Source organism: Serratia sp. (in: enterobacteria) (assembly GCF_052400455.1).
GTDB classification, from domain to species: domain Bacteria; phylum Pseudomonadota; class Gammaproteobacteria; order Enterobacterales; family Enterobacteriaceae; genus Serratia; species Serratia ureilytica.
Map to the genome: position 1 here is coordinate 3,050,317 of NZ_CP185812.1, position 24,456 is coordinate 3,074,772.

28 protein-coding genes and 2 pseudogenes are annotated in these 24,456 nt (G+C 62.0%); 19 read left to right on the forward strand and 11 right to left on the reverse strand.

Going from position 1 to position 24,456, the window contains the following annotated elements; genetic code table 11:
- The first annotated feature begins 243 nt into the window (after nt 1–243).
- The 14 genes from fliF to sra all read left to right on the forward strand — a co-directional run bounded on the left by fliF (nt 244) and on the right by sra (nt 11,476).
- A complete protein-coding gene (fliF, locus tag ACORQT_RS14890; RefSeq protein WP_033650870.1) occupies nt 244–1,938 on the forward strand; it encodes a flagellar basal-body MS-ring/collar protein FliF in 1,695 nt (564 codons plus the stop codon).
- Entirely contained in the window at nt 1,935–2,927 is a 993-nt protein-coding gene (gene fliG, locus ACORQT_RS14895) for a flagellar motor switch protein FliG (RefSeq protein WP_004934775.1), read from the forward strand. The genes fliF and fliG overlap by 4 nt, the downstream gene beginning before the upstream one ends.
- A complete protein-coding gene (gene fliH, locus ACORQT_RS14900) occupies nt 2,920–3,624 on the forward strand; it encodes a flagellar assembly protein FliH (protein ID WP_033643511.1) in 705 nt (234 codons plus the stop codon). The genes fliG and fliH overlap by 8 nt, the downstream gene beginning before the upstream one ends.
- Nucleotides 3,624–4,985, forward strand: a complete 1,362-nt coding sequence (fliI, locus tag ACORQT_RS14905) for a flagellar protein export ATPase FliI (RefSeq protein WP_004934781.1) — start codon at nt 3,624–3,626, stop codon at nt 4,983–4,985. The genes fliH and fliI overlap by 1 nt, the downstream gene beginning before the upstream one ends.
- 20 nt (nt 4,986–5,005) lie before the next feature.
- The gene (gene fliJ, locus ACORQT_RS14910) at nt 5,006–5,452 is read left to right on the forward strand and encodes a flagellar export protein FliJ (RefSeq protein ID WP_033643513.1); all 447 of its coding nucleotides are present in this window, start codon (nt 5,006–5,008) and stop codon (nt 5,450–5,452) included.
- On the forward strand, nt 5,449–6,678 hold the full coding sequence (locus tag ACORQT_RS14915; RefSeq protein ID WP_089191933.1) for a flagellar hook-length control protein FliK: 1,230 nt from the start codon (nt 5,449–5,451) through the stop codon (nt 6,676–6,678). Before fliJ ends, ACORQT_RS14915 begins: the two co-directional genes overlap by 4 nt.
- Before the next feature lie 165 nt (nt 6,679–6,843).
- The gene (gene fliL / locus ACORQT_RS14920) at nt 6,844–7,329 is read left to right on the forward strand and encodes a flagellar basal body-associated protein FliL (RefSeq protein WP_033643515.1); all 486 of its coding nucleotides are present in this window, start codon (nt 6,844–6,846) and stop codon (nt 7,327–7,329) included.
- A gap of 5 nt (nt 7,330–7,334) precedes the next feature.
- Nucleotides 7,335–8,339 carry a flagellar motor switch protein FliM gene (gene fliM, locus ACORQT_RS14925; protein WP_004934798.1) on the forward strand — a complete coding sequence of 335 codons (1,005 nt, stop codon included), beginning with the start codon at nt 7,335–7,337 and terminating at the stop codon, nt 8,337–8,339.
- A complete protein-coding gene (gene fliN / locus ACORQT_RS14930) occupies nt 8,332–8,748 on the forward strand; it encodes a flagellar motor switch protein FliN (protein ID WP_004934799.1) in 417 nt (138 codons plus the stop codon). Before fliM ends, fliN begins: the two co-directional genes overlap by 8 nt.
- On the forward strand, nt 8,748–9,152 hold the full coding sequence (gene fliO, locus ACORQT_RS14935) for a flagellar biosynthetic protein FliO (protein WP_033650868.1): 405 nt from the start codon (nt 8,748–8,750) through the stop codon (nt 9,150–9,152). The genes fliN and fliO overlap by 1 nt, the downstream gene beginning before the upstream one ends.
- Nucleotides 9,149–9,910 (forward strand): flagellar type III secretion system pore protein FliP, encoded by a 762-nt coding sequence (gene fliP / locus ACORQT_RS14940; RefSeq protein WP_033632755.1) that lies wholly within the window; start codon nt 9,149–9,151, stop codon nt 9,908–9,910. The genes fliO and fliP overlap by 4 nt, the downstream gene beginning before the upstream one ends.
- 21 nt (nt 9,911–9,931) lie before the next feature.
- Entirely contained in the window at nt 9,932–10,201 is a 270-nt protein-coding gene (gene fliQ / locus ACORQT_RS14945) for a flagellar biosynthesis protein FliQ (RefSeq protein ID WP_004934803.1), read from the forward strand.
- 2 nt (nt 10,202–10,203) lie between these two features.
- Entirely contained in the window at nt 10,204–10,986 is a 783-nt protein-coding gene (gene fliR / locus ACORQT_RS14950) for a flagellar biosynthetic protein FliR (protein ID WP_164057358.1), read from the forward strand.
- Between the two features lie 355 nt (nt 10,987–11,341).
- Nucleotides 11,342–11,476, forward strand: a complete 135-nt coding sequence (sra, locus tag ACORQT_RS14955) for a stationary-phase-induced ribosome-associated protein (RefSeq protein ID WP_004934807.1) — start codon at nt 11,342–11,344, stop codon at nt 11,474–11,476.
- 271 nt (nt 11,477–11,747) lie between these two features.
- Here the strand turns inward: sra and flgL are convergent, their stop codons facing one another.
- The 11 genes and pseudogenes from flgL to flgB all read right to left on the reverse strand — a co-directional run bounded on the left by flgL (nt 11,748) and on the right by flgB (nt 21,824).
- On the reverse strand, nt 11,748–12,707 hold the full coding sequence (flgL, locus tag ACORQT_RS14960; RefSeq protein ID WP_033643518.1) for a flagellar hook-associated protein FlgL: 960 nt from the start codon (nt 12,705–12,707) through the stop codon (nt 11,748–11,750).
- Nucleotides 12,708–12,766: 59 nt separating this feature from the next.
- Nucleotides 12,767–14,416: a flagellar hook-associated protein FlgK gene (flgK, locus tag ACORQT_RS14965; protein ID WP_033643519.1), complete on the reverse strand. Its 1,650-nt coding sequence runs from the start codon at nt 14,414–14,416 to the stop codon at nt 12,767–12,769.
- A 206-nt stretch (nt 14,417–14,622) separates the two neighbouring features.
- Complete coding sequence (flgJ, locus tag ACORQT_RS14970) at nt 14,623–15,567, reverse strand: flagellar assembly peptidoglycan hydrolase FlgJ (protein WP_033643520.1); 945 nt, start codon at nt 15,565–15,567, stop codon at nt 14,623–14,625.
- Entirely contained in the window at nt 15,567–16,667 is a 1,101-nt protein-coding gene (locus ACORQT_RS14975; protein WP_004934816.1) for a flagellar basal body P-ring protein FlgI, read from the reverse strand. Before ACORQT_RS14975 ends, flgJ begins: the two co-directional genes overlap by 1 nt.
- A 10-nt stretch (nt 16,668–16,677) precedes the next feature.
- Nucleotides 16,678–17,380, reverse strand: a pseudogene (flgH, locus tag ACORQT_RS14980) (flagellar basal body L-ring protein FlgH).
- Nucleotides 17,381–17,463: 83 nt separating this feature from the next.
- A complete protein-coding gene (gene flgG / locus ACORQT_RS14985) occupies nt 17,464–18,246 on the reverse strand; it encodes a flagellar basal-body rod protein FlgG (protein ID WP_004934819.1) in 783 nt (260 codons plus the stop codon).
- Nucleotides 18,247–18,264: 18 nt separating this feature from the next.
- On the reverse strand, nt 18,265–19,020 hold the full coding sequence (locus ACORQT_RS14990; protein WP_033643521.1) for a flagellar basal body rod protein FlgF: 756 nt from the start codon (nt 19,018–19,020) through the stop codon (nt 18,265–18,267).
- A 12-nt stretch (nt 19,021–19,032) separates the two neighbouring features.
- Nucleotides 19,033–20,256 (reverse strand): flagellar hook protein FlgE, encoded by a 1,224-nt coding sequence (gene flgE / locus ACORQT_RS14995; RefSeq protein ID WP_033643522.1) that lies wholly within the window; start codon nt 20,254–20,256, stop codon nt 19,033–19,035.
- 54 nt (nt 20,257–20,310) lie between these two features.
- Nucleotides 20,311–20,988 (reverse strand): flagellar hook assembly protein FlgD, encoded by a 678-nt coding sequence (gene flgD, locus ACORQT_RS15000; RefSeq protein WP_046896594.1) that lies wholly within the window; start codon nt 20,986–20,988, stop codon nt 20,311–20,313.
- Nucleotides 20,989–21,000: 12 nt separating this feature from the next.
- Nucleotides 21,001–21,405 carry a flagellar basal body rod protein FlgC gene (flgC, locus tag ACORQT_RS15005; protein WP_004934826.1) on the reverse strand — a complete coding sequence of 135 codons (405 nt, stop codon included), beginning with the start codon at nt 21,403–21,405 and terminating at the stop codon, nt 21,001–21,003.
- 5 nt (nt 21,406–21,410) lie between these two features.
- Nucleotides 21,411–21,824, reverse strand: coding sequence for a flagellar basal body rod protein FlgB (flgB, locus tag ACORQT_RS15010; protein ID WP_033643526.1), 414 nt, complete (start codon nt 21,822–21,824; stop codon nt 21,411–21,413).
- A gap of 160 nt (nt 21,825–21,984) precedes the next feature.
- On the opposite strand from flgB, the gene flgA reads away from it, so the two are divergent.
- From flgA to ACORQT_RS15035, 5 genes and pseudogenes are all read left to right on the forward strand, one after another.
- Nucleotides 21,985–22,638 (forward strand): flagellar basal body P-ring formation chaperone FlgA, encoded by a 654-nt coding sequence (gene flgA, locus ACORQT_RS15015; RefSeq protein WP_089191935.1) that lies wholly within the window; start codon nt 21,985–21,987, stop codon nt 22,636–22,638.
- Nucleotides 22,639–22,767: 129 nt separating this feature from the next.
- The gene (flgM, locus tag ACORQT_RS15020) at nt 22,768–23,079 is read left to right on the forward strand and encodes a flagellar biosynthesis anti-sigma factor FlgM (protein ID WP_004934832.1); all 312 of its coding nucleotides are present in this window, start codon (nt 22,768–22,770) and stop codon (nt 23,077–23,079) included.
- Nucleotides 23,080–23,119: 40 nt separating this feature from the next.
- Nucleotides 23,120–23,555: pseudogene (locus ACORQT_RS15025) on the forward strand (flagella synthesis protein FlgN).
- Nucleotides 23,556–23,785: 230 nt separating this feature from the next.
- Nucleotides 23,786–24,160, forward strand: a complete 375-nt coding sequence (locus tag ACORQT_RS15030; protein WP_033650862.1) for a type II toxin-antitoxin system RelE/ParE family toxin — start codon at nt 23,786–23,788, stop codon at nt 24,158–24,160.
- A complete protein-coding gene (locus ACORQT_RS15035) occupies nt 24,153–24,455 on the forward strand; it encodes a helix-turn-helix domain-containing protein (RefSeq protein ID WP_015378258.1) in 303 nt (100 codons plus the stop codon). The genes ACORQT_RS15030 and ACORQT_RS15035 overlap by 8 nt, the downstream gene beginning before the upstream one ends.
- The last annotated feature ends 1 nt before the right edge of the window (nt 24,456 follow it).

Here is a 24,456-nt window from a genome sequence, read left to right on the forward strand (position 1 = left end):
ACAGCGTTTTCGGACCTAAAGCGGTTAATTAACTGCAAAAAACCCGGCTTATCGGGCAATCGGAATTGTCTGATAAGGCGAATAATGGCCTGCCCAGAAATGGGAGCGCCGCTATTTAGAAGATATGTGTATCAGGGAGTCTGTTTTGTCACACAACGCTAACCATACCGTTCATCAGCCTGGCAGGGAGCTGCTCAGCGGCCCGTACGGGATCGTGAGCGCCATTGAAGGACGAGACCTAAAATGAGTGCTTCGATAACCGCCGGCGAAAGCCGCGACAACGGCCTGCAGGCCATCTGGAACCGTCTGCGCGCCAACCCGAAAATTCCGTTGCTGGTCGCCGCTTCCGCCGCGATCGCGATCGTCGTCGCACTGCTGTTGTGGGTGAAAAGCCCCGACTACCGCGTGCTGTACAGCAATCTGAACGACCGCGACGGTGGCGCCATCGTCACCCAGCTGACGCAGATGAATATCCCTTATCGCTTCGCCGAGAATGGCGCAGCGCTGCTGATCCCGGCGGAAAAGGTGCATGAAACCCGTTTGCGCCTCGCGCAGCAGGGGCTGCCGAAAGGCGGCGCCGTCGGCTTCGAACTGTTGGATCAGGAAAAATTCGGCATCAGCCAGTTCAGCGAGCAGATTAACTATCAGCGCGCCCTCGAGGGCGAGCTGTCGCGCACTATCGAGTCGCTGGGGCCGGTGCAAAACGCCCGCGTTCACCTGGCGCTGCCTAAACCTTCGCTGTTCGTGCGCGAACAAAAATCCCCTTCCGCCTCGGTAACGCTGACCCTGCAACCCGGCCGTGCGCTGGACGACGGCCAGATCAACGCCATCGTTTATATGGTGTCGAGCAGCGTCGCCGGTCTGCCGCCGGGCAACGTGACCGTGGTCGATCAGGCCGGCCGCCTGCTGACCCAGTCCGACGGCACCGGGCGCGATCTCAATGCTTCGCAGCTGAAATACGCCAACGAAGTCGAAAACGGCTTCCAGCGCCGCATCGAAGCGATCCTCGCCCCGGTGGTCGGCAGCGCCAACGTGCGTGCGCAGGTCACGGCGCAGATCGACTTCGCCACGCGCGAACAAACCGATGAACAGTACCAACCTAACCAACAGCCGGATAAAGCCGCCATCCGCTCACAGCAAACCAGCCTGAGCGAGCAGATCGGCGGGCCGCAGGTCGGCGGTGTGCCGGGCGCACTGTCCAACCAACCGAGCGCTCCGCCTACGGCGCCGATTGAAACCGCCAAGCCGGCGGCGGGCAATAACGCCAACGCCACCGCGCAAAACGCCGCGACCACCCGCAGCGCGGCGGCCAGCGGCGTGCCGCAAAATACCCGTCGCGACGCGACCACCAACTACGAGCTCGATCGCACTATCCGCCATACCCAGCAAAAAGCCGGCACCGTGCAGCGTCTGTCGGTCGCCGTGGTGGTCAACTACCTCGGCGCGGATAAAGACGGCAAACCGCAGCCGATGAGCAAAGAACAGCTGGCGCAGATCGAAGCGCTGGTGCGTGAAGCGATGGGCTACTCCAGTAGCCGTGGCGATACCCTGAACGTGGTCAACACGCCGTTTACCGACGCTCAGGTGACCGGTGGCGAACTGCCGTTCTGGCAAAGCCAGTCGTTTATCGATCGCCTGATCGACGCGGGCCGCTATCTGCTGGTGCTGCTGGTTGCCTGGCTGCTGTGGCGCAAACTGGTGCGGCCGCAGCTGCAACAGCGCCAGGCGGCGCAACAGGCCGCCATCGCCGCCGCCAACGCGCCTGCCGCCAAAGCGGTCGATAGCAGCAAACCGAGCAACGAGGAGCTGGCGCAGCGTCGTAAATCGCAGCAGCGCGTCAGCGCAGAAGTCCAGAGCCAGCGGATCCGCGATCTGGCTGACAAAGACCCGCGCGTGGTCGCTCTGGTAATCCGCCAATGGATGAGTAACGAGATATGAGCCTGACCGGAACCGACAAAAGCGCCATCTTGCTGATGACGCTGGGTGAAGATCGCGCGGCGGAGGTGTTCAAGCACCTCTCCTCGCGCGAAGTACAGCTGCTGAGCGGCACCATGGCCGGCATGAGCCAGGTGTCGCACAAACAGCTCGGCGAAATACTGACCGAGTTTGAAGACGACGCCGAGCAATACGCGGCGCTGAGCGTCAACGCCAGCGACTATCTGCGTTCGGTGCTGGTCAAGGCGCTGGGCGAAGAGCGCGCCGCCAGCCTGTTGGAAGACATTCTCGAATCGCGCGAGACCACCACCGGCATGGAAACGCTCAACTTTATGGAGCCGCAGAGCGCCGCCGACCTGATCCGCGACGAACACCCGCAGATCATCGCCACCATTCTGGTGCACCTCAAACGCGGCCAGGCGGCGGATATTCTGGCCCTGTTCGACGAACGCCTGCGCAACGACGTGATGCTGCGTATCGCCACCTTCGGCGGCGTGCAGCCGGCGGCGTTGGCGGAGCTGACCGAGGTGCTGAACAACCTGCTCGACGGTCAGAACCTCAAACGCAGCAAAATGGGCGGGGTGCGCACCGCCGCCGAGATCATCAACCTGATGAAAACCCAGCAGGAAGAAGCGGTCATCGACGCGATGCGCGAATACGACGGCGAGCTGGCGCAGAAGATCATCGACGAGATGTTCCTGTTCGAAAACCTGGTGGAAGTCGACGATCGCAGCATCCAGCGCCTGCTGCAAGAAGTGGAAGGCGAGTCGCTGCTGATCGCGCTGAAAGGCGCCGAACAGCCGCTGCGCGAGAAGTTCCTCAAGAACATGTCGCAACGCGCCGCCGACATCCTGCGCGACGATCTGGCCAACCGTGGCCCGGTGCGCATGTCGCAGGTGGAGAACGAGCAGAAAGCCATCCTGTTGGTGGTGAGACGCCTGGCGGAAACCGGCGAAATGATCATCGGCGGCGGCGAGGACACCTATGTCTGATCGCATTAACACCCTGCCCTGGCAGCCCTGGTCGCTCAACGATTTGGGCGAACAGAAACCGGCGTTCGAACTGCCGCCGCTGCCGGATCTCGAACACAGCGATCCGTCGCCGGACGCGCAGGCCGAATTGCAACAGCAGTTGGCGACGCTGCGGCTGCAGGCCGAGCAACAGGGCCAGCAATTGGGCTATGCCGACGGCCAGCAAAAAGGCTATGAGGCCGGCTTTCAGTCCGGTCTGGAAGAAGGCCGTCAGCAAGGGCTGCTGGAAGCGCAGCAGCAGCAACAGCCGCTGACCGCCCACTGGCAGCAGTTGGTCACCGAATTCCAGCACACGTTGGACGCGCTCGACAGCGTGATCGCTTCCCGGTTGATGCAGCTGGCGTTGACCGCCGCCAAACAGGTGCTGGGCCAGCCGCCGGTGTGCGACGGCACCGCCCTGCTCGCGCAAATCCAACAGCTGATCCAGCAGGAGCCGATGTTCAACGGCAAACCGCAGCTGCGGGTCCACCCGGACGACTACCCCCGCGTCGAGCAGCAACTGGGGGTTACCCTCAGCCTGCACGGCTGGCGCCTGCTGGCGGACGGCGAACTGCACCCGGGCGGCTGCAAGGTCAGCGCCGAAGAAGGCGATCTCGACGCCAGCCTGGCGACGCGCTGGCATGAACTGTGTCGCCTGGCGGCACCGGGAGAAGTCTGATGACCGCGCGTCTCGGCCGCTGGCTGAGCTCTCTGGATACGTTGGAAAAACGTATCGCCCGCGCGCCGACGGTGCGCCGCTACGGCCGCCTGACCCGCGCCACCGGGCTGGTGCTGGAGGCCACCGGGCTGCAGCTGCCGCTCGGGGCGACCTGCCTCATCGAACGGCACGACGCCGGTGAAGTGCAGGAAGTGGAAAGCGAAGTGGTCGGCTTCAACGGCCAGCGGCTGTTCCTGATGCCGCTGGAAGAAGTGGAAGGCATCGTGCCGGGCGCGCGGGTTTACGCCCGCATCGCGCCGGAAGGCCAAAGCGCCGGCAAGCAGTTGCCGCTCGGCCCGGCGCTGCTGGGGCGCGTGCTGGACGGCAGCGCCAAACCGCTCGACGGTCTGCCGTCGCCGGAAACCGGTTACCGCGCGCCGCTGATCACCGCGCCGTTCAACCCGTTGCAGCGCACGCCGATCGAGCAGGTGCTGGACGTGGGAGTGCGCACCATCAACGGTCTGCTGACCGTCGGTCGCGGCCAGCGCATGGGCCTGTTCGCCGGTTCCGGCGTCGGCAAGAGCGTGCTGCTCGGCATGATGGCCCGTTATACCCAGGCGGATGTGATCGTCGTTGGCCTGATCGGCGAGCGTGGCCGCGAGGTCAAAGACTTTATCGAGAACATTCTCGGCGCCGAAGGCCGGGCGCGCTCGGTGGTGATCGCCGCGCCGGCGGACGTGTCGCCGCTGCTGCGCATGCAGGGGGCGGCCTACGCCACCCGCATCGCCGAGGATTTCCGCGATCGCGGGCAGCACGTGTTGCTGATCATGGATTCCCTCACCCGCTACGCCATGGCGCAGCGTGAGATAGCCCTGGCTATCGGCGAACCGCCGGCGACCAAAGGTTATCCGCCTTCGGTCTTCGCCAAGCTGCCTGCGCTGGTGGAACGCGCAGGCAACGGCATCAGCGGCGGCGGTTCCATCACCGCCTTCTACACCGTGTTGACCGAGGGGGACGATCAGCAAGACCCGATCGCCGACTCGGCGCGCGCCATCCTCGATGGCCACGTGGTGCTGTCCCGACGCCTGGCGGAGGCCGGCCACTACCCGGCTATCGACATCGAAGCGTCAATCAGCCGCGCCATGACGTCGCTGATCGACGAGGAGCATTATCGCCGGGTTCGCACCTTCAAACAGATGCTGGCCAGCTATCAGCGCAACCGCGATCTGATCAGCGTCGGCGCCTACGCGGCCGGCAGCGATCCGTTGCTGGACAAAGCGATGACGCTGTACCCGCAGATGGAGGCGTACCTGCAACAGGGCATCTTTGAACGCAGCGGCTATGATGAAGCCTGTCAACAGCTGCAGCAGTTGATTGTTTAACGTCACAGAGGCGCAGAGCGATGAAATCACAGTCACCCCTGATTACCCTGCGCGATCTGGCGCAGGACGCGGTGGAACAAGCCGCGCAACAGCTGGGCCAGGTTCGGCAGGCGCAGCAGGCGGCGGAGCAACAGCTGTCAATGCTGCTCAACTATCAGGACGAATACCGCCAGAAGCTGAATCATACGCTCTGCGACGGCATGGACAGCTCACGCTGGCAAAACTACCAGCAGTTTATCGGCACGCTGGAACAGGCCATCGACCAGCACCGCCAGCAGCTGCTGCAGTGGGGGCAGAAAGTGGATCATGCGGTGAAGCAATGGCAAGACAAACAACAGCGGTTGAACGCTTTCGAGACCCTGCATACCCGCGCCTTAAATGCGGAGCAGCAGCAGGAGAATAAACGGGATCAAAAACTGATGGATGAGTTCGCTCAACGCAGTGCACAAAGGAATATCAACCCATGAATCTGAACGCCCTGCCCGGCCTGGCCTTACCCGGCGATGCCGGCGGCCTGGCCGAACTGACGTCGGCGCTGGATGAGAGTCAACTGTCGACGGCATTCGCCCAGCTGCTCGGCGCGCGTTTCGCGCCCGCCGCCGATGGCAAACAGCCGCCGGTCGCGCTGAGCGCGGACGATGAACGCGCCCCGGCCCTGAGCCGCAACCAGCTCAATCAACTGCTGGCCGCCTTCGGCGAGCGCGGCGGCCTGCTGCAGAACCCGGCAATCTCAGCCGATGCGCTTTCATCTGAACGCCCCGAGGCCGATGCGCCCGTCGCCGGCGATAAACCGGCGCAGCCGCCGATCGCCGCGGCCAAAGAGCTGGATGCCGCGACGCTGCAGGCGCTGTACGCCATGCTGCCGGCCGCGATCGTCGCCCAGACTCAACCGGCCGACGGCCAGCGGCCGCTGCCGGTGGAAAACGCTGACGATGCGACTGCGCTGCAGCCCGGCAACGGCCTGCTGAACATCGCGGCGGCCGGTGATAACACCGCCGCGCGCTCGTCGGCGTCAGCCGCCACGACGGTGACAAACGCTAAAAACCCTGCCCCGGACGGCGATAGCGCCACGGCGGCGCTCCCGCAGCCGACCAGCGGCGAGCGCGCCAGTGCCGCTCAACCGCTGCCGGCGAGCGATACGCAGCAGCCGACGACGCTCAATCACGCCGTCGCCCTGGCCGCCGCCAGCCCCACGCAAACGGCCGCCCCGGCCGGCGCGCTGGTGACGGCGCCGCCCGCGCCGCAGTTAAACGCGCAGCTGGGCAGCCCGGAATGGCAGCAGGCGTTGAACCAACAGGTGCTGATGTTCCACCGCAACGGCCAGCAAAGCGCCGAGCTGCGCCTGCACCCGCAGGAGCTGGGCGCCTTGCAGATCACGTTGAAACTGGACGATCAGCAGGCGCAATTACACATTGCCTCCGCCCACGGTCAGGTGCGCGCGGCGGTGGAAGCGGCGATGCCGCAGCTGCGTCACGCGCTGGCCGAGAGCGGCATCAACCTGGGACAGAGCAGCGTGGGCGGCGAGTCCACCCCGCAATGGCAACAGGCGCAGCAGCAGGCTTCCAATGGCCAGGGGCGTTCCAGCTATGCTGAACACGCTGGCGGCGAGGCTGCGGCCGCCGACGGCGTCAGCGCGCCGGTGGCGTTGCAGCGCATGGCCAGCGCGGTCAACGGCGTCGATATTTTCGCCTGAGCCGCCGCAAACGCCCAAGCTGGCACCCATTTGCGCGTCTATTCAGGCTATTGCACGCCGCGATAGACGCGATAATACCTTTACATGTCATGCGTGCGGCTTTGCCGCGCGCTATGCCCGCCGCCACGCAGGCCGCGGGTGGAACAACAGGAATTAGATTTGGCTATGTCTCAGAACTCCCTTCCGGCAGCACCGAAACGCCCCCTTCTGGTCATCCTGCTGGTATTGATCAGCGTCGTCGCCTGTGGCGCCGCGGGCTACAGCTGGTGGCTGCTGCAACAGCATAAAAACGGCGCCGAACCGGCCGCCGTCAAACAGCAACCGCCGGCCGCGCCGGTGTTCATGCCGCTCGACACCTTTACCGTCAACCTGGTGACGCCGGACAACAACCCGGATCGCGTGCTGTATATTGGCCTCACGCTGCGCCTGCCGGACGAAAGTACCCGCCGTCAGCTGAACGATTTTCTGCCGGAGGTGCGCAGCCGCTTGCTGATGCTGCTTTCCCGTCAGGAAGCGAGTCAGTTGGCCAATGAACAAGGGAAGCAACAGCTGGTGGCGCAGATAAAGGACGTGCTCAGCCCGCCGCTGGTTAAGGGACAACCGAAGCAGGTGGTCAGCGACGTGCTGTTCACCGCCTTCATACTGCGGTAATCACTATGGGCGATAGCATTCTTTCACAGGCAGAGATCGACGCCTTGCTCAACGGCGACAGCGCGGGTGATGAACCCGAAGCGGTGGTCGGCAAAGAGAGCGAGGTCAAGCCTTACGATCCGAACACCCAGCGCCGCGTGGTGCGCGAGCGACTGCACGCGCTGGAAATCATCAACGAACGTTTTGCCCGGCAGTTCCGCATGGGGTTGTTCAACCTGCTGCGCCGCAGCCCGGACATTACCGTCGGCCCGATCAAAATCCAGCCGTATCACGAGTTCGCCCGCAACCTGCCGGTGCCGACCAACCTGAACCTGGTGCATCTGAATCCGCTGCGCGGCACTGCCCTGTTCGTGTTCGCGCCGAGCCTGGTGTTCATCGCCGTCGATAACCTGTTCGGCGGCGACGGCCGCTTCCCGACCAAGGTCGAAGGCCGCGAGTTCACCCCGACCGAACAGCGGGTGATCAAGCGCATGCTGCGCCTGGCGCTGGACGCCTACGGCGACGCCTGGAGCGCCATCTACAAGATCGACGTGGAGTACGTGCGCGCCGAAATGCAGGTGAAGTTCACCAACATCACCACCTCGCCGAACGACATCGTGGTCACCACGCCGTTCCAGGTGGAGATCGGCGCGCTGACCGGCGAGTTCAACATCTGCATTCCATTCGCGATGATCGAACCGCTGCGCGAACTGTTGACCAACCCGCCGCTGGAAAATTCGCGGCAGGAAGACAGCCACTGGCGCGAAACGCTGGTGAAGCAGGTGCAGCACTCCGAACTGGAGCTGATCGCCAACTTCGTCGATATCCCGATGCGGCTGTCGAAAGTCCTGAAGCTGCAACCGGGCGATGTATTACCGATAGACAAGCCGGAACGCCTGATCGCCCATGTGGACGGCGTACCGGTTCTGACCAGCCAATACGGCACGTTAAACGGGCAATACGCCCTGCGTGTTGAACATTTGATTAACCCTATTTTGAATGCTCTGAGTGAGGAACAGCCCAATGAGTGATCCTAAGCAACCGTCTGGCGAAGGAAAGGAATCCGTAGACGATCTGTGGGCTGATGCGTTTAACGAGCAGCAGTCTTCAGAGAAATCCGGCGCGAGCACCGAAGGGGTGTTCAAGTCGCTGGAAGCTCAGGATGCGCTCGGCAGCCTGCAGGATATCGACCTGATCCTGGATATTCCGGTCAAGCTGACCGTGGAACTGGGGCGCACCAAGATGACCATTAAAGAGCTGCTGCGCCTGTCGCAAGGCTCGGTGGTGGCGCTGGACGGCCTGGCCGGCGAACCGCTGGATATCCTGATCAACGGTTACCTGATCGCGCAAGGTGAAGTGGTGGTGGTGGCCGACAAGTTCGGCGTGCGCATCACCGACATCATCACCCCATCCGAACGCATGCGTCGACTGAGCCGCTGATGACCGCCGCGGCGCCCGTTACCGTCCAAAGCACCCAACCGCCCGCCGCGCCGGCCCTGCCGGCCGGTTCGGTGTTGATGCAGGTCAGCAGCGCACTCGGCGGCATTCTGCTGCTGATCCTGCTGGCCGGTTGGCTGTTCCGTCGGCTGGGTTTCGCCCCGCAGGCGCGCAACAACAAACTGCTTAACCTGCGCGCCAGTTGCCAGGTCGGGCAGCGCGAGCGCGTGGTGGTGGTGGAAGTCGATGACACCTTGTTGGTATTGGGCGTCACCGCCCAGCAGATCACCCCGCTGCACACCCTGCCCGCTCCGCCGAAAGACGCAGGCGAGGCCGACGCGGCGACACCGGCGGACTTCCGCCAACTGATGCAAAAAGTTCTGAAACGCCCGGAAAAATCGGCATGACCTCGACTCTTCATACCCTCGTCCGCCGCCCGGCGGTTTGGCTCCCTGCCGCCCTGCTGTTCATCAGCCCGGCGGCTTTCGCGCAACTGCCGGGGCTGATCAGCCAGCCGCTGGCCAACGGCGGCCAGAGCTGGTCGCTGCCGGTGCAGACGCTGGTGCTGTTGACCTCGCTGACCTTCCTGCCGGCCATGCTGCTGATGATGACCAGCTTCACCCGCATCATCATCGTGCTCGGCCTGCTGCGCAACGCGCTGGGCACGCCGTCGGCGCCGCCGAACCAGGTGATGCTGGGGCTGGCGCTGTTCCTGACCTTCTTCATCATGTCGCCGGTGTTCGACAAGGTTTATCAGGATGCCTATCTGCCGTTCAGCCAGGACAAAATCGGGCTGGAAGTCGCGCTGGATAAAGGCGCGCAGCCGCTGCGCGAATTCATGCTGCGGCAAACGCGCGAAACCGATCTCGCGCTGTACGCCAGACTGGCCAATCAGCCGCCGCTGGCCGGCCCGGAAGCGGTGCCGATGCGCATCCTGCTGCCCGCCTACGTCACCAGCGAACTGAAAACCGCCTTCCAGATCGGCTTTACGGTGTTCATTCCGTTCCTGATTATCGATCTGGTGGTCGCCAGCGTGCTGATGGCGCTGGGGATGATGATGGTGCCGCCCGCCACCATCTCGCTGCCGTTCAAGCTGATGCTGTTCGTGCTGGTCGATGGCTGGCAGCTGCTGCTCGGCTCGCTGGCGCAGAGCTTCTATTCGTAACCCCTGACCGGAGAAAGCGAGATGACACCTGAATCGGTTATGGCGCTCGGCACCGAGGCGATGAAAGTCGCGCTGGCGCTGGCCGCCCCGCTGCTGCTGGCGGCGCTGATCAGCGGCCTGGTCGTCAGCCTGCTGCAGGCCGCCACCCAGATCAACGAAATGACGCTGTCGTTCATCCCTAAAATTCTGGCGGTGGTGGCCACCATCATCATCGCCGGTCCCTGGATGTTGAATCTGTTGCTGGACTACATGCGCACCCTGTTCAGCAACCTGCCTACCCTGATCGGCTGACCGTGCTCACCTTCGACAGCGCCCAGCTCACCGTCTGGCTCAGCCACTACTTTTGGCCGCTGCTGCGCATTCTGGCGCTGATAAGCACCGCGCCGATATTCAGCGAAAAGCAAATCAGCAAAAAGGTCAAAATCGGCCTTGGCGGGCTGATCGTCATCCTGATTGCGCCGACGCTGCCCGCCAGCAATATTCCCATCTTCTCCGCCGCCGGCCTGTGGCTGGCGATTCAGCAGATTCTGATCGGCGTGGCGCTCGGATTGACCATGCAGTTCGCCTTCGCGGCGGTGCGCCTGGCGGGGGAAGTGATCGGCATGCAGATGGGACTGTCGTTCGCCACTTTCTTCGATCCCAGCGGCGGCCCGAACATGCCGGTGCTGGCGCGCCTGCTCAACCTGCTGGCGATGTTGCTGTTCCTCAGCTTTGACGGCCATCTATGGCTGATTTCGCTGCTGACGGACAGCTTCCATACCCTGCCGATCCAAACGCAGCCGCTGAACGGCAACGGCTTCCTGGTGTTGACTCAGGTCGGCTCACTGATCTTCATCAACGGCATGATGCTGGCATTGCCGCTGATCTGCCTGCTGTTGACGCTCAACATGGCGCTCGGCCTACTCAACCGCATGACGCCACAGCTGTCGGTCTTCGTGATCGGTTTCCCGGTCACCATGACCTTCGGCATCATGACGCTGGGCATGATGATGCCGATGTTGGCGCCGTTCTGTGAGCACCTGTTCGGTGAAATCTTCGATCGACTGGCGGCGGTGATCGGCGGCATGACCTTCTGAGCCCCTGCGGCCTCTTCCTTTCCCCCTCTTCCGCCTGAGACAAAATGGCAATAAAAACGCTTTCTTGGGACAAAAGCCTGAGAAACGTCTTTTATCCGGATTAAGGTCCAAATGTCTCCGGCAGCTTGAATAAATAAAACCCCGACCTAAAATAGACCCGGTAGAAAAAATATCGCCCGCACCCCGTCAGTCGCCCGCGGCGATAATATAAACTTATTGGTTAGAGAAAAATAAAATAACGCAGCCGCGCAGAGTTAAATGCGCGGCAGATAACTTACACCCTGAATAAATGCGTCCGGCAGCCTGCCGGCTGCAGGGCGCAGCATCGACCTTTGCTAACTACAGGAGCGAGATCATGATTAAAGCGAAAAGCAACCGCAAAGCACGCCGATTATTCGGCATGGCCCACTGGAAAAGCAACAAATTTAAAGTTGCCATCAGCGAAACGGCCGCCGGTGAAAAATGGAAAGTGGTGAAGAAAAAGAAATAGCACCGATATTTATCGTCAGGGAAATAATATCCATCGTGATTTTTCCACCGCTGATTTCAATAATGTCATCGCGCATTAAACAGGGGTGACAATCGTATTATTTCTTCCCTGATGAAAAAAGGCGCGTCACTCAGTCAGTAGTGGGAGAACGAGCGACGCGCCAAACGAGTGCGCCCGGTTTCAAGAAGCCTCCCTCCCCGCGGGGCGGAGAAGGCGTTTTCTAAGCGCACTAAAGGGAAACCCGTCGCGGTCAGGCAACGGGGTATTGCTCTTAACGATTCATCTGGAACAACGACATGCCCTGCATATCGCTGAAGGTTTTGTACGACGCCTGCAGCGCCGCCTGCTGCATGAAGTAGGACGAGATAGACTCGGCCAGGTCGGCATCCGTCAGCGCGCTCATCTGGATCTGATTGGTCATGTCACGCTCTTTACCGATGCTGTCCAACTGATCCATCTCCTGCAGCTGGCTGCCCAGCTCGGCGCGCACGCTCAGCACGTTGTTGTAGGAGTTGTCCAGACCGCGGTTGGCTTTCGCCAGCGCATCGTTCACCTGCTGCTTGGTGGCCTCGTCGGCGCCCTGCAGCGGGGTTTTCAGCGCGTTCAGCGCAATATCGATGCTCTCGAATACGTTGCTGACCGGCGCGCTGCCGTCCGGCTCGGGCTTCGGGTTGCTGGTCAACGACATGAACACCGCGTTGCCGGTATGGCCGATGGTCATGGTGCGGTTGGCGTCCACTTTCTGCTCAACCGTCTTGTCGCCGCCCTGGTAACTGACGGTGCCGCCGTTGTCGACGAACGGCGCCTTGTCGTTCACATACCCGCCGAACATATAGCGGCCATTGCCGTCGGTGCTGTTGGCCTGGTTCAGCAGCTGATCTTTCAACCCCTGCAGCTGGGTGGCCAGCGACTGGCGATCGTTATCGCTTTCGGTGCCGCCGGCGTTGACGATCAACGCCTTCATGTCCGCGATGGTGGAGGTCGCGCCGGCCAATACCGTTTCTTCCATCGACACGTTCTGACGGGCGAAGGTGCGCGCCAGCGTGTATTGACTGTTTTCCGCCTGCGACTGCGACAGCATCACCGCGCGCGACGCCGCCAACGGATCGTCGGACGGGTTGATCACTCGCTTGCCGGAGGAAAGCTGCTCGGCGGCCTTCATGAACAGCGACTGGTTGCCCGTGATGCCGTTCATGTTTTGTTGGTACATCATGCCGGTACTCATGCGCATGCTGTGGGTTCCTTACTCTGAGCGACCGGCGCCGTTATCGGCGCCGATTAACAATGAAATCAACGAATGTTCAGCAGCGCGTCGAACAGCGAGCTGGCGGTCTGAATCACCTGCGCGTTGGCCATGTAGTACTGCTGGAAACGCAGCAGTTCACCGTACTCTTCGTCAAGGTTGACGCCGGACATCGACTGCTGTTGCGCGCCCAACTGGGTGACGATTTTGGCCTGCGACGTGGCGATGGCCTTGGCGGCGGCGGTCTGGTTGCCGACGCCGCTGACGATGCCGGCGTAAGCGCCGCTCAGGGTCGCTTTGCCGTCCACCAGGTTTTTGGTTTGCAGATCCAGCAGTTTCTTGGCGTTCTCGTTATCGCCGCGGCCGCTGTCGTCTTTACCGGCGGCGGCGATCTTGGACGAATCGGTGATGGCCACTTTCAGGTTGCCCGCCACGTCGCTGACCGGTTTCACGGTGAAGCTGTCTTTGGCCTGCGCATTGCCGTCGATGCTCACTTCCAACCCGTCGAAGTTCAGCGTCGGTTTACCGTCGGCGCTGGTGCCCGGCGTCGCGTTGACTTTCACGTTGTCCGGCAGGCGGCTGACCTGCCAGTTGCTGCCGTCGAACTCGACGCGATAATCGTTGGCCTTCACCTTGCCGGTATCGGTGTAAGAGACCGACAGCGACGCGTCGCCGGTGTTGCGGGTGTTATCCACCACCCGGCCGCCGCTGAAGCTGAAGAAGTCGCCGCCCGCGTCACCGTTCAGATCGAAGCCGGCGCGATGCTGTTGGTTAAAGCTGTCCGCCATCGCCAGCGCCAACTGGCCCAGCTGATTGCGCACGCCGTCCAGCGTTTCGCTGCGGAATTTCAGCACGCCGCTCAGCGTGCCGCTGGTGATCTGGCCTTCCGGCACTTCGCTGGCGCCGTTGCCGCGGTTATAGCCGATGGTCAGACGGGAAGGATCGCTGCTGGAAGGCACGGCTTCCACCTGATACGTATTGCTGCCCTGCACCAGGGTCAAACCGTTGGCGAAGGAAACGGTATAGGCGTCTCCGTCCTGTTGCGTGACCTGTACGCCCACCAGCTGGTTCAATTCGGTGACCAGCTGATCGCGCTGATCCAGCAACGCATTCGGTTCACCGCCGGCGCTGCCGCGCAAACGGGTGATCTCGTCGTTCAGCTTGGCGATCTGTTGGCCGTAGCTGTTGATCTGCTGCGCCGTATCGCTGATCTGCTGATTGACGCCGTTGTCCATGTCGCGCAGGAATTTGTCGGTGTTGTTGAACTGGTTCACCAGGCCGTTGGCCTTGCCCAGCACCGTCTGGCGCGCGGCGTCGTCACCGGCGTTGCTCACCAGGTTCTGCAGGTTGGTAAAGAAATCCTGCATGTTGGTCGACAGCGGGTTGGTCTTGCTCGCCAACAGGTTGTCGATCTGCGAAATCTTCTCGTAATAGGCGTTTTGCGCCCCGAACGCGCTTTGCGCGCCGCGCAGCTGGTTGGTGATGAACTGGTTGTACTCGCGGTTAACGCTGGTGACGGTCACGCCGTTGCCGATAAAGCCGCTCATGGTGGCCATGCCGCCGTTCTGCGCCAGGATCGCGGTCTGACGGTTGTAGCCCGCCACGTTGTAGTTGGAGATGTTGTTGCTGACGGTACTGAGCGCCACCTGAGCCGCATTCAGCCCGCTCATCGCGGTATTGATTAAGCTATTGGACATCGGAATTCCTTATGCTGCGGCGCCGGTGGCCCACAGGGTTCTTAATTGAGCTGCTGAGTCTGTTCGCTCAGCCTGTTTCGGTTATCGGCAAAAATGAGAAGAACTTGAGGAAAAAAAGCGGCAATGTGGCCAGCATCCAGCGAGCCTCCATTGCCGCCTACCCCCTAAATAATTGGCGCCGCTGCGGCGTCAAGAATGACGGGGATTTAGAACAAATCTTTCAGATCGTGGGTGTAAGCTTTCACCGCCTGCTCCCCCGCGCTCTTCATCTGCTGAATCACGCTGACCAACTTGCTGGCGTACTGGGGATCGGTGGCGTACCCGGCGCGCTGCAGCGCATGCGCCGCCTGCTCCGGGCTGCGCGCGGCGGCCACGTCGGCGTAGCGCGGGTTGTTGGTCAGCAGTTTGACGTAATCGGCGATCGCTTCGACGTACGACCCGTAAACGCGGAACTTCGCCTTCACCTTCTTCGCCGCGCCCTGTTCGAACTCGGTGGTGGTGATCTCCGTCACCGGCCCGCTCCAGCTGCCGCCGGCCTTGATGCCGAACAGGTTGTAGCTCGGCGTGCCGTCTGAGGTTGGGATCTCGCGCTGCCCCCAGCCGGATTCCAGCGCCGCCTGCGCGACGATCAGCTGATGCGGAATGCCGCTCTGCTGGCTGGCGACCTTCGCCGGTATCGACAGACGAGCGACGAAGTTGCCGTTGTTGAGCGACAGCGGCGCGGCGGCCGGCGGGGCTTTCGGCATCGCCCGGCGCACCATCTGCTCCAGCGCCTGGTTCGGCAGCGTTTGCAGCACCTCGTTGTCCAGCGCCATCGGCGACATGCCCGCGGTTTCGCTCGGCACCGCGTTGGCGTTGCTCATCTGCTTGACCATCATGTCGGCCAGCCCCAGCCCTTTTTGCGACATCTGCTGGGCGATTTGCTGATCGTACATCGAGGTATAGAGCCGCGTTTGATCGCTGCTCAACACCCCGTCCTGCGGCAAGGCGGAACGCATGCTTTTCAGCATCATCTGCACGAACATGCCTTCCACCTGCTGGGCCACCTGCTTGAGGTTGCCCTGCGGGTCGGCCGCCGCGTCGCGCTTCAGGCCATTCAGCGCCTGGGCGTCATAGGCCGCGCCCGACATCGCCATCAGATCGCCCGCCATCAGATGATTTCCAGCTTGGCGCGCAGGCAGCCGGCGCTCTGCATCGCCTGCAGGATCGACATCAGATCGATCGGCGTGGCGCCCAGCGCGTTCAGCGCGCGAATGACGTTGTTCAGGTTGGCGCTGGCGTTCACCTTCTGCAGCGACCCGCCCTGCTGTTGCACCGAGATCTGGGTGTTTGGCGTCACCACCGTCTGGCCGCCGCCGAACGGCGTCGTCGGTTGGCTGACGGTATTTTGCCGATCGACCACCACCGACAGGTTGCCCTGGGCGACGGCGCAGGAATCGAGGATCACATCGCGGTTCATCACCACCGACCCGGTGCGCGAGTTGATGATCACTTTGGCGTCCATTGCGCCGACGTTGACGGTGATGTTTTGAATCTCCGCCAGGAAGCGAACCTGAGAGCTGTTGCCCTGCGGCACCAGCACCTGGATCGTACGGGCGTCGAGCGGCGTCGCGGTGCCGCCGCCGCGTTGGCGGTTGATGGCGTCGCTGATCTGCTGCGCCAGCGTGAAGTCTTCGTCGTTCAGCTGCAGGTTGAGTACGCCGCCGCTGCCGAAGGTGGTCGGCAGCTCGCGCTCGATGGTGGCGCCGTTGCTGATGCGCCCGCCCGCCAGTTGATTGACCTGCACGCTGCTGCCGCCGGCCGCCGCGCCCGCGCCGCCGACCAGCACGTTGCCCTGCGCCAGCGCATAGACCTGGTTATCCACGCCTTTCAGCGGCGTCATCAGCAAGGTGCCGCCGCGCAGGCTCTTGGCGTTGCCCATTGATGAGACCACCACGTCGATGTTCTGCCCGGCGCGCGAGAACGGCGGCAGTTTGGCGGTCACCATCACCGCCGCCACGTTTTTCAGCTGCATGTTGGTGCCCGGCGGCACGGTGATGCCCAGCTGCGACAGCATGTTGCTCAGGCTTTGGGTGGTGAACGGCGTCTGCATGGTCTGGTCGCCGGAGCCGTCCAGCCCCACCACCAGGCCATAGCCGATCAGGGCGTTGTCTCGCACGCCCTGCACCGTCACCAGATCGCGGATGCGCTCCGCCGCCGCCGGCAAGCACACCAGCCCGACGCACAGCGCGATAAACCATTTTTTCAGCATCAGTCAATCCTTAGAACGGTGAAACATTTAAGAAGAAGCGCTGCAGCCAGCCCATGGTCTGCGCTTCGTTGATATAGCCATTGCCGACGTATTCGATCCGCGCGTCCGCCACCTGCGTCGAGGTGACCGAGTTGTTGCCGCTGATGGTGCGCGGGTTGACGACGCCGGAGAAACGAATGAATTCGGTGCCCTGGTTGATGGCGATCTGCTTTTCCCCCCACCACGTGCAGGTTGCCGTTGGCCAGCACCTGGTTGACCGTCACCGTTATGGTGCCGTTGAAGGTGTTGTTGGCGTTGGCCCCGCCCTTGCCGCCGAAGGTGCTGTCGCCGGAAATGTCCATATCGGCGCGCGCATTGCCCAACAGGCCGTCAAGGTAACGCGGCGAGGTGGCGACGCCGAACTTGCTGGCGCCGTTGCGGCTGGCATTGGCGGAGGAGCTCTTGCTGGCGCTGACGTTTTCCTGCAGCACGATGGTCAGGGTGTCGCCGACGTTGCGCGGACGGCGGTCTTCGAACAGCGGCTGATAGCCGTAGTTCATCGGCTGCACCGTCTGGAAGATCGAGCCGTTCGGCATCGGCGCGCTGGCCGGCGCGGGCTGCGCCGTGGTCGCACCGTCCACCAGCGGTTTATGCGGAATATAAGCGCAGCCGCTCAGCGTCAGCATCACCATTCCCGCCAGCCAGCGTTGTCCCTGCCGCGGCAGGATTGCCATCGAATATGTGGTTACCACGGGTATCGCCTTTGTTTCACGAAAGAGAATGACGGGCGCGGCAAGCCGGGCCCGTCAATGACAGATTACAGTTGCGTCAGCTTTTGCAGCATCTGATCGGAAGTCGATACCGCTTTGCTGTTGATCTCGTAAGCGCGCTGAGTCTGGATCATGTTGACCAGCTCTTCCGCCACGTTAACGTTGGAGGTCTCCACGTAGCCCTGATACAGCAGACCGGCGCCGTTCAGCCCCGGCGTGCTCTCGTTCGGCGCGCCCGAGCTTTCGGTTTCCTGATACAGGTTCTCGCCCACGCTCTCCAGACCGCTGTCGTTGACAAAGGTCGTCAGCGTCAGTTGCCCCACCTGCTGGGCGGCGGTTTGCCCCTGCTGGGTGACGCTGACGATGCCGTCGCGGCCGACGGTGATGGACAGCGCGTTAGCCGGAATGGTGATCGCCGGCTGCACCTGGAAACCGCTGGAGGTGACCAACTGGCCGTTCTGATCGATCTGGAACGAGCCGTCGCGCGTGTAGGCCTGGGTGCCGTCCGGCAACATCACCTGGAAGAACCCCTGCCCCTTGATGGCGACGTCTTTGCTGTTGTTGGTCTGTGACAGGTTGCCCTGGCTGTGCAGCCGCTCGGTCGCCACCGGACGCACGCCGGTGCCGATCTGCAGACCGGAAGGCAGCGTGGTCTGCTCAGAGGACTGCGCCCCCGGCTGACGCATGGTCTGGTACAGCAGATCTTCAAATACCGCACGCTGGCGTTTGAAGCCGTTGGTGCTGACGTTCGCCAGGTTGTTGGCGATCACGTCCATGTTGGTCTGCTGCGCGTCCAGACCGGTTTTGGCAATCCATAAGGATGGAATCATCGGTTATTTCCTTGCTGCTTAGCTCACTGAGAGCAGTGAGTTGGCACGCTGTTCGTTTTCATCCACGCTGTGGATGACCTTCATTTGCATTTCAAAACGGCGGGCGTTGGCGATCATGTCTACCATGGTCTCCATCGGCTTGACGTTGCTGCCTTCCAGCACCCCGGGCATCACCCGCACCTGCGGATCGTTTTGCAACTGATTGCCGCGCAGCTGTTGGGTTTCCGGCGTCAGGCGGAACAGCCCGTCGTCACCGCGCATCACTTCACGCGCGTCGGCTTTCACCAGCTTCAGGCGGCCGATCTGCGCGATGGTGTTCGGCGGATCGCCGGCGTTCAGCGCTGAAATGGTGCCGTCGGCGGCGATGGTGATCTCCGCCGACGGCGGCACCTCGATCGGCCCCCCGTCGCCCATCACCGGCAGCCCCTGCACCGTCAACTGCCCGGTGGAGGAGATCTGGATGTTGCCGTTGCGGGTGTAGGCTTCACCGCCGCCCGGCAGGCTCACCGCCAGGAAACCGTCCTGCTGCAGCGCCACGTCCAGCGGGCGCGCCGTATAGTTCAGCGCCCCCTGGCTCATGTCGGCGCCCGGCGTCGACGCGGCCACCAATGTGCGCGTCGCCAGGCTCGGCCCGTCAACCGGCACAGCGCGCAGCGCGGCGAGCTGGGCGCGAAAGCCCGGCGTCGACGCGTTGGCCAGGTTGTTGGCGGTAATGGACTGCTGCTCCAGCGTTTGGCGAGCCGCGCCCATCGCGGTATAAATCGCGTGATCCATAACTCGACCCTATTAGCGCAGGCTAACCAACGTCTGCAGAATGGAGTCCTGCGTCTTGATGGTCTGGGCGTTGGACTGATAGTTACGCTGTGCGACGATCATGTTCACCAGCTCCTGGCTCAGATCGACGTTGGAAGACTCCAGCGCGCCGCTGGTCAGCTTGCCTAAGCCGCCGCCGCCCGCAAGACCGACGCGCGGCTGGCCGGACGCGCCGGTTTCCTGCCAAACGTTATCGCCCTGCGACGCCAGTCCTTCCGGGTTGGAGAAGTTAGCCATGACGATCTGGCCCAACAGCTGGGTTTGCTGGTTGGAGTAGACGCCCACGATGGTGCCGTCGTTGTTGATCTGATAGCCCGTGTATTCACCGGCGGCATAACCGTCCTGCGATACCTTGCTCACCGAGTCGCTGCTCACGTTCTGCTGCATGCTGCCGGCGAAGCTCAGGGTGAAGTTTTGCGCCGGCGCGCCGTCTTTGGCGGTCATCGGGATCACCATGCTGAACTCGCCCGGCGCGCCGTTGGTGCTGGTTGTTTTCACCAGGGTACCGCTGGTGCTGAACTCCATGGTGCCGGCGTTCACTGGCGCTGCGCTGCCGTCCTGGGTGTAGACCTGCCATTTATTGTCTTCGGTCTTCACGAAGTAAGCGTTGATGTTGTGCGCGTTACCCAGCGAGTCGTAGGCGGTGATGGTATTGGTATAGTTGTAGCTGTCCTGTTTGGTCGGATCGAAGGTCTTGTTTTCCGGCACCTTATGGGTCGACATCAGGTTGGCGACCATCTGGCCGGAAGTGGACGCTTTCGCGTTCATCATGCCTTCAGGAATGCTCAGCGGCACCGGGTTGGCGCCCTGCTGAATGGTCGGCGGGGAGCCGGCCGCCGGATAGCCGGTCAGCTGCAGACCCTGCATGTTGGTCAGATTGCGGTTCTCGTCCAGCTTGAACTGGCCGTTGCGGGTATAGAAGATGCCGCCGTCTTTATCCTGCATGCGGAAAAAGCCGTTGCCGTTGATGGCCACATCCAATGAACGGCTGGTGCCGGTGGTGGTGCCGCCCTTGAAGTTCTGGGTGATGCCGGACACTTTGACGCCCAGACCGACCTGTGAACCGGCGAACATGTCGGCAAAGGAGACGCTGCCGGATTTGAAGCCCGCCGTCGCGGAGTTGGCGATGTTGTTACCGATCACGTCCAGGTTGGTTGCTGCCGCGTTCAAGCCGCTGACTGCCTGAGAAAAAGCCATGTTATTCTCCGAATAGTGGTCAGGCTATCGTCCGATTGAGCCTGATGCTTAGGGTTATAAGATCTGTCGCACGTCTTCCAGGGTGGCGTTGCCCGCCAGACCGAGATCCAGCTTGGCGCCGTTGCCGTCGCGGATCACGCCGTTCACCAAGCCGAAGTGCAGGCTGCGCGCCACCAACTGCTCGCCGTTGCCTTTGGCGTTAATCGCCACTTTGTAGGCGCCGTCGGGCGCGGTGGAGCCGTCATCCAGCGAACCGTCCCAGGTGAAGGCATGTACGCCGGCGGTCAGACCGCCGATTTCGATGGTGCGCACCACCTGCCCGCTGGCGTTGGTGATGGTGGCGGTTACCTGGTCGGCGGCGCGCTCCAGTTCCACGCCGAACGGCGTGGTGCTGACTTTGCCGTCCTTGCTGCCGACCAGAATGTTGCTGCCCGGCACCATCACGCCGTGGCCGATCAGCGCGGTGGCCTGCAGCGACTGATTGCTGTTGATCTGGCCGGAGATCGACCCCAGCGTGGTGTTGAGTTTTTCGATGCCCTGAACGGTGTTGATCTGCGCCAGCTGCGAGGTCAGTTCGTTGTTCTGCATCGGATTGGTCGGATCCTGGTTTTTCAACTGCGCCACCAGCAGCGTCAGGAAGCTGTTGTGCAGATCCTGGCTGTTGGTATTTTTGCTGTTGTTACCGATGACGGTGTTGTCCAACGACTCGTTCGTGGTTGCGGCGATAGCCATGGGAACCTCCGGTTACTGACCCAGCGTCAGGGTTTTCATCATCATCGACTTGGTGGTGTTAAGCACCTCAACGTTGGCCTGATAGCTGCGGGAAGCGGAGATGGTGTTGACCATTTCCCCCACTACGTCGACGTTCGGCATGCGCACATACCCCTTGGCGTCCGCCAGCGGGTTGCCCGGCTGATACACCAGACGCTCGGGCGCCGGATCGTCCACCACCTGGGCAACGCGCACGCCGCCGGTCGGCTGTCCCGGCGCCGCTGCGACCTGGAACACCACCTGCTTGGCGCGGTAAGGTTCGCCGTCCGGGCCGGTCACGCTGTCGGCGTTGGCCATGTTGCTGGCGCTGACGTTCATGCGCTGGGATTGCGCCGATAACGCCGAGCCGGAGATATCAAAAATATTCAGTAAAGACATGCGCCTTATCCTTGTTGCAGTACGGACATCATCCCTTTGATCTGACCGTTGAGCAGCGTCAGGTCGGTCTGATATTTCAGGCTGTTATCGGCAAAGTTGGTGCGTTCGCGATCCATGTCCACCGTGTTGCCGTCCATCGACGGCTGATCCGGCACCCGGAACAGCAGATCGAGCTGCGGCGGCTGCAGGGTCTGCGCCGGGATATGGCGCGCCGCCGTCAGGTTGAGCGCCATGCCGTTGCCGCTGACGCGCCCCTGCTCCATCACTTTGTTCAATTGGCTGGCGAAATCGATATCCCGCGCCTGATAACCCGGTGTGTCTGCGTTGGCGATGTTGGCGGCCAGAATTTCCTGCCGCTGGGCGCGCAAGTTCAGCGCCTCTTGGCCAAAGCGCAGAGCCGCGTCCAGTTTGTCGAGCATGCTCCCTCCGCGAGGTTAGAATTTGGAGTCGACAGCATAAACGCCCCCCGCGCTACCCTATCGCGGGAATAAACGCAAAATGGGGCGCTATTTATCTGCTTAGCCTGCGCGCGCTGCGGGTACACTTACGCGTATCCCGATGAAGCTTGAGAAGATGACGATGAAAGGTAAAATGCTGCTGCTTATCGGCCTGCTGTGCAGTCTGAACGCGCGTGCCGACGATCTGGCGACGCAAATCGAAAGCTTCATCCAAGGCAAGTTCAGCGGCGAACCGGTGCAGGTAAAAGTGCGGGTGCGCACGCCGCCGAACCAATGGCCCGCTTGCGAACTGCCGCAGCTGTCGCTGCCGCCCAACGCGCGGATCGGCGGCAACGTCAGCATTTCGGCGCGCTGTGGCCAAGAGCGGCGTTTTATCCAGACGCAGGTGCAGGTGTTCGGCCGCTATCTCGTTTCGGCGCGCGGCATCACCGCCGGCAGCCGGTTGACGGCGGCGGACCTGACGTTGAAAGAAGGTCGGCTCGATACCCTGCCGCCGCGCGCGCTGACCGAAGCGGGCAAAGCATTAGGCGCCGTCAGCCTGCGCAACATCAGCCCCGGCCAGCCGCTGACCCTCGCCATGCTGCGCCAGGCCTGGATTATCAAGGCCGGGCAACCGGTGCAGGTCAATGCACAGGGCGAAGGATTCAGCATTAGCGGCGCGGGCAAGGCGATGAACAACGCCGCCGCCGAAGACAGCGTGCGCGTGCGCATGGCGTCCGGGCAAATCGTCAGCGGCGTGGTCGGGGACGACGGCGCGATTCGCATTACGTTATAAAAAAGTAAAGGTTCCGCAAACCTTGCCGATAAGACAAATCAAGCAGCATTTTATTGGCCATCAGGGCCGCAACACTTTCATTGCAGCGTCGTCGCCCGAGAGCGGTCACGGCGTAAACGGAGATGGACCATGAGTATCGATCGCACCCAGCGGTTACAGCCGGTTTCCACTGTGCAACCGCGTGAAACCCCGGCCGACAACCCGCTCCAGCCGCGTAAGGCCGCCGTGGCCGAAACCGCCGTCAGCGGCACGCAGGTCAAACTGAGCGAGGCGCAGGCGCGCCTGATGCAGCCGGGCACCCAGGATATCGATATGGGCCGGGTCGAGGCCATCAAGCAGGCGATCCGCAACGGTGAACTGAAGATGGACGCCGGCAAAATCGCCGACGCACTGCTGCAAGACGCGCAGAGCGATGTTCAATGGATCGCCGGACGCGACTGACAACGCGGCGGCGGGTAGCGGTAAAGGATAAGTCATCACTATGGAAAAGCTGGCACAACTGCTGGACAAACTGTTGGAAACGCTGCAGGCGCTCAATGGCGTGCTGGAAGAAGAGCACGATCTGTTATGCTCCGGCCAGCTGCCGGGCGTGGCCTTGCAGCGCGTAACCGATGCCAAAAGCCAACTGCTGGCGACGGTCGCCTACCTCGAGCAACAGCGCCTGGGGCAGGAAAAAACCTGCGGGCAACGCGCGCCCTATGCCAGCCACGCCCCCCTGGCCGACCGTTGGCAGCGCGTTCAATTGCTGGAGCCAAACGCTGCGCGAAAAGAACCAGCACAACGGCCTGCTGCTCAATCAGCAGATCGACCATAACGCTCAGGCGCTGGCCATCCTCAGCAAAAACAACAAATCGCTGTATGGCCCGGACGGCCAGTCGCACGCCGGCAGCCTGCTCGGCAGAAAAATCGGCGTCTGACCTGACTCATTTCGCCCGGTGAGCCTATCACCGGGCATGCGTTAACCGGCTTCTGCGCATCCCGTCGCATTTTCACCCTATTACTCTTTGAATTCACTTAAGGCTTTGCGCCAAGCTGCGCATGGCGTGAATTTGGCTGTTTCTTTCCCTTTGGCCGCTTGTCACCCTGTGGTTATTTTTAAACCACTTGAAGTATACCCTTGACGGGTATAGATTCGCAGGGAGAGCGAATGGCCGACATTTATCTCACCAAAACCTTTCAGGGTTTTGCCGCACGCGAGCGCATTAGCGACGCCACGATAGTGAAAGCGGCGCGAGAGATGCAACATCAGCTGTACGACGCCAATCTTGGCGGTTGCGTATACAAAAAGCGCATCGCTCGGGCTGGTGCGGGCAAACGTGGTGGCTATCGGGTACTGATCGTTTTTCGCGATGAAGACCGCCTGTTTTTTATGCGCGGCTTTGCCAAAAGCGAGAGAGAAAACATCAGTGCGGATGAGTTACAGGGATTGAAACATCTGGCTGCGCTGTATCTGGATTATTCGCCATTCAGACTCTACCAGCTGGTCAACAACAGGGAGTTACGGAGGCTAAGCGATGAGTAAAATTCTTGCCGAGATCCACCAGGAAGTTCAGGGCCTGCACCGCGCTGGTTTCGTCGACGACGTGACCATGCGTACCTTCGACATGCTGTGCCTGCGGCCGGTGAAGCAGTTCGGGCCGGCCGAGATCCGCGCGCTGCGCGAACGGGAAAACGTCAGTCAGCCGGTGTTTGCGCTGTATCTCAACGTCAGCAAAAAGGCGGTACAGAAATGGGAGCGCGGCGAAGCACAACCGAACTCCGCCGCGATGAAACTGCTGACGCTGGTGGAACGCAACGGCCTGCAAATACTGGCCTGAT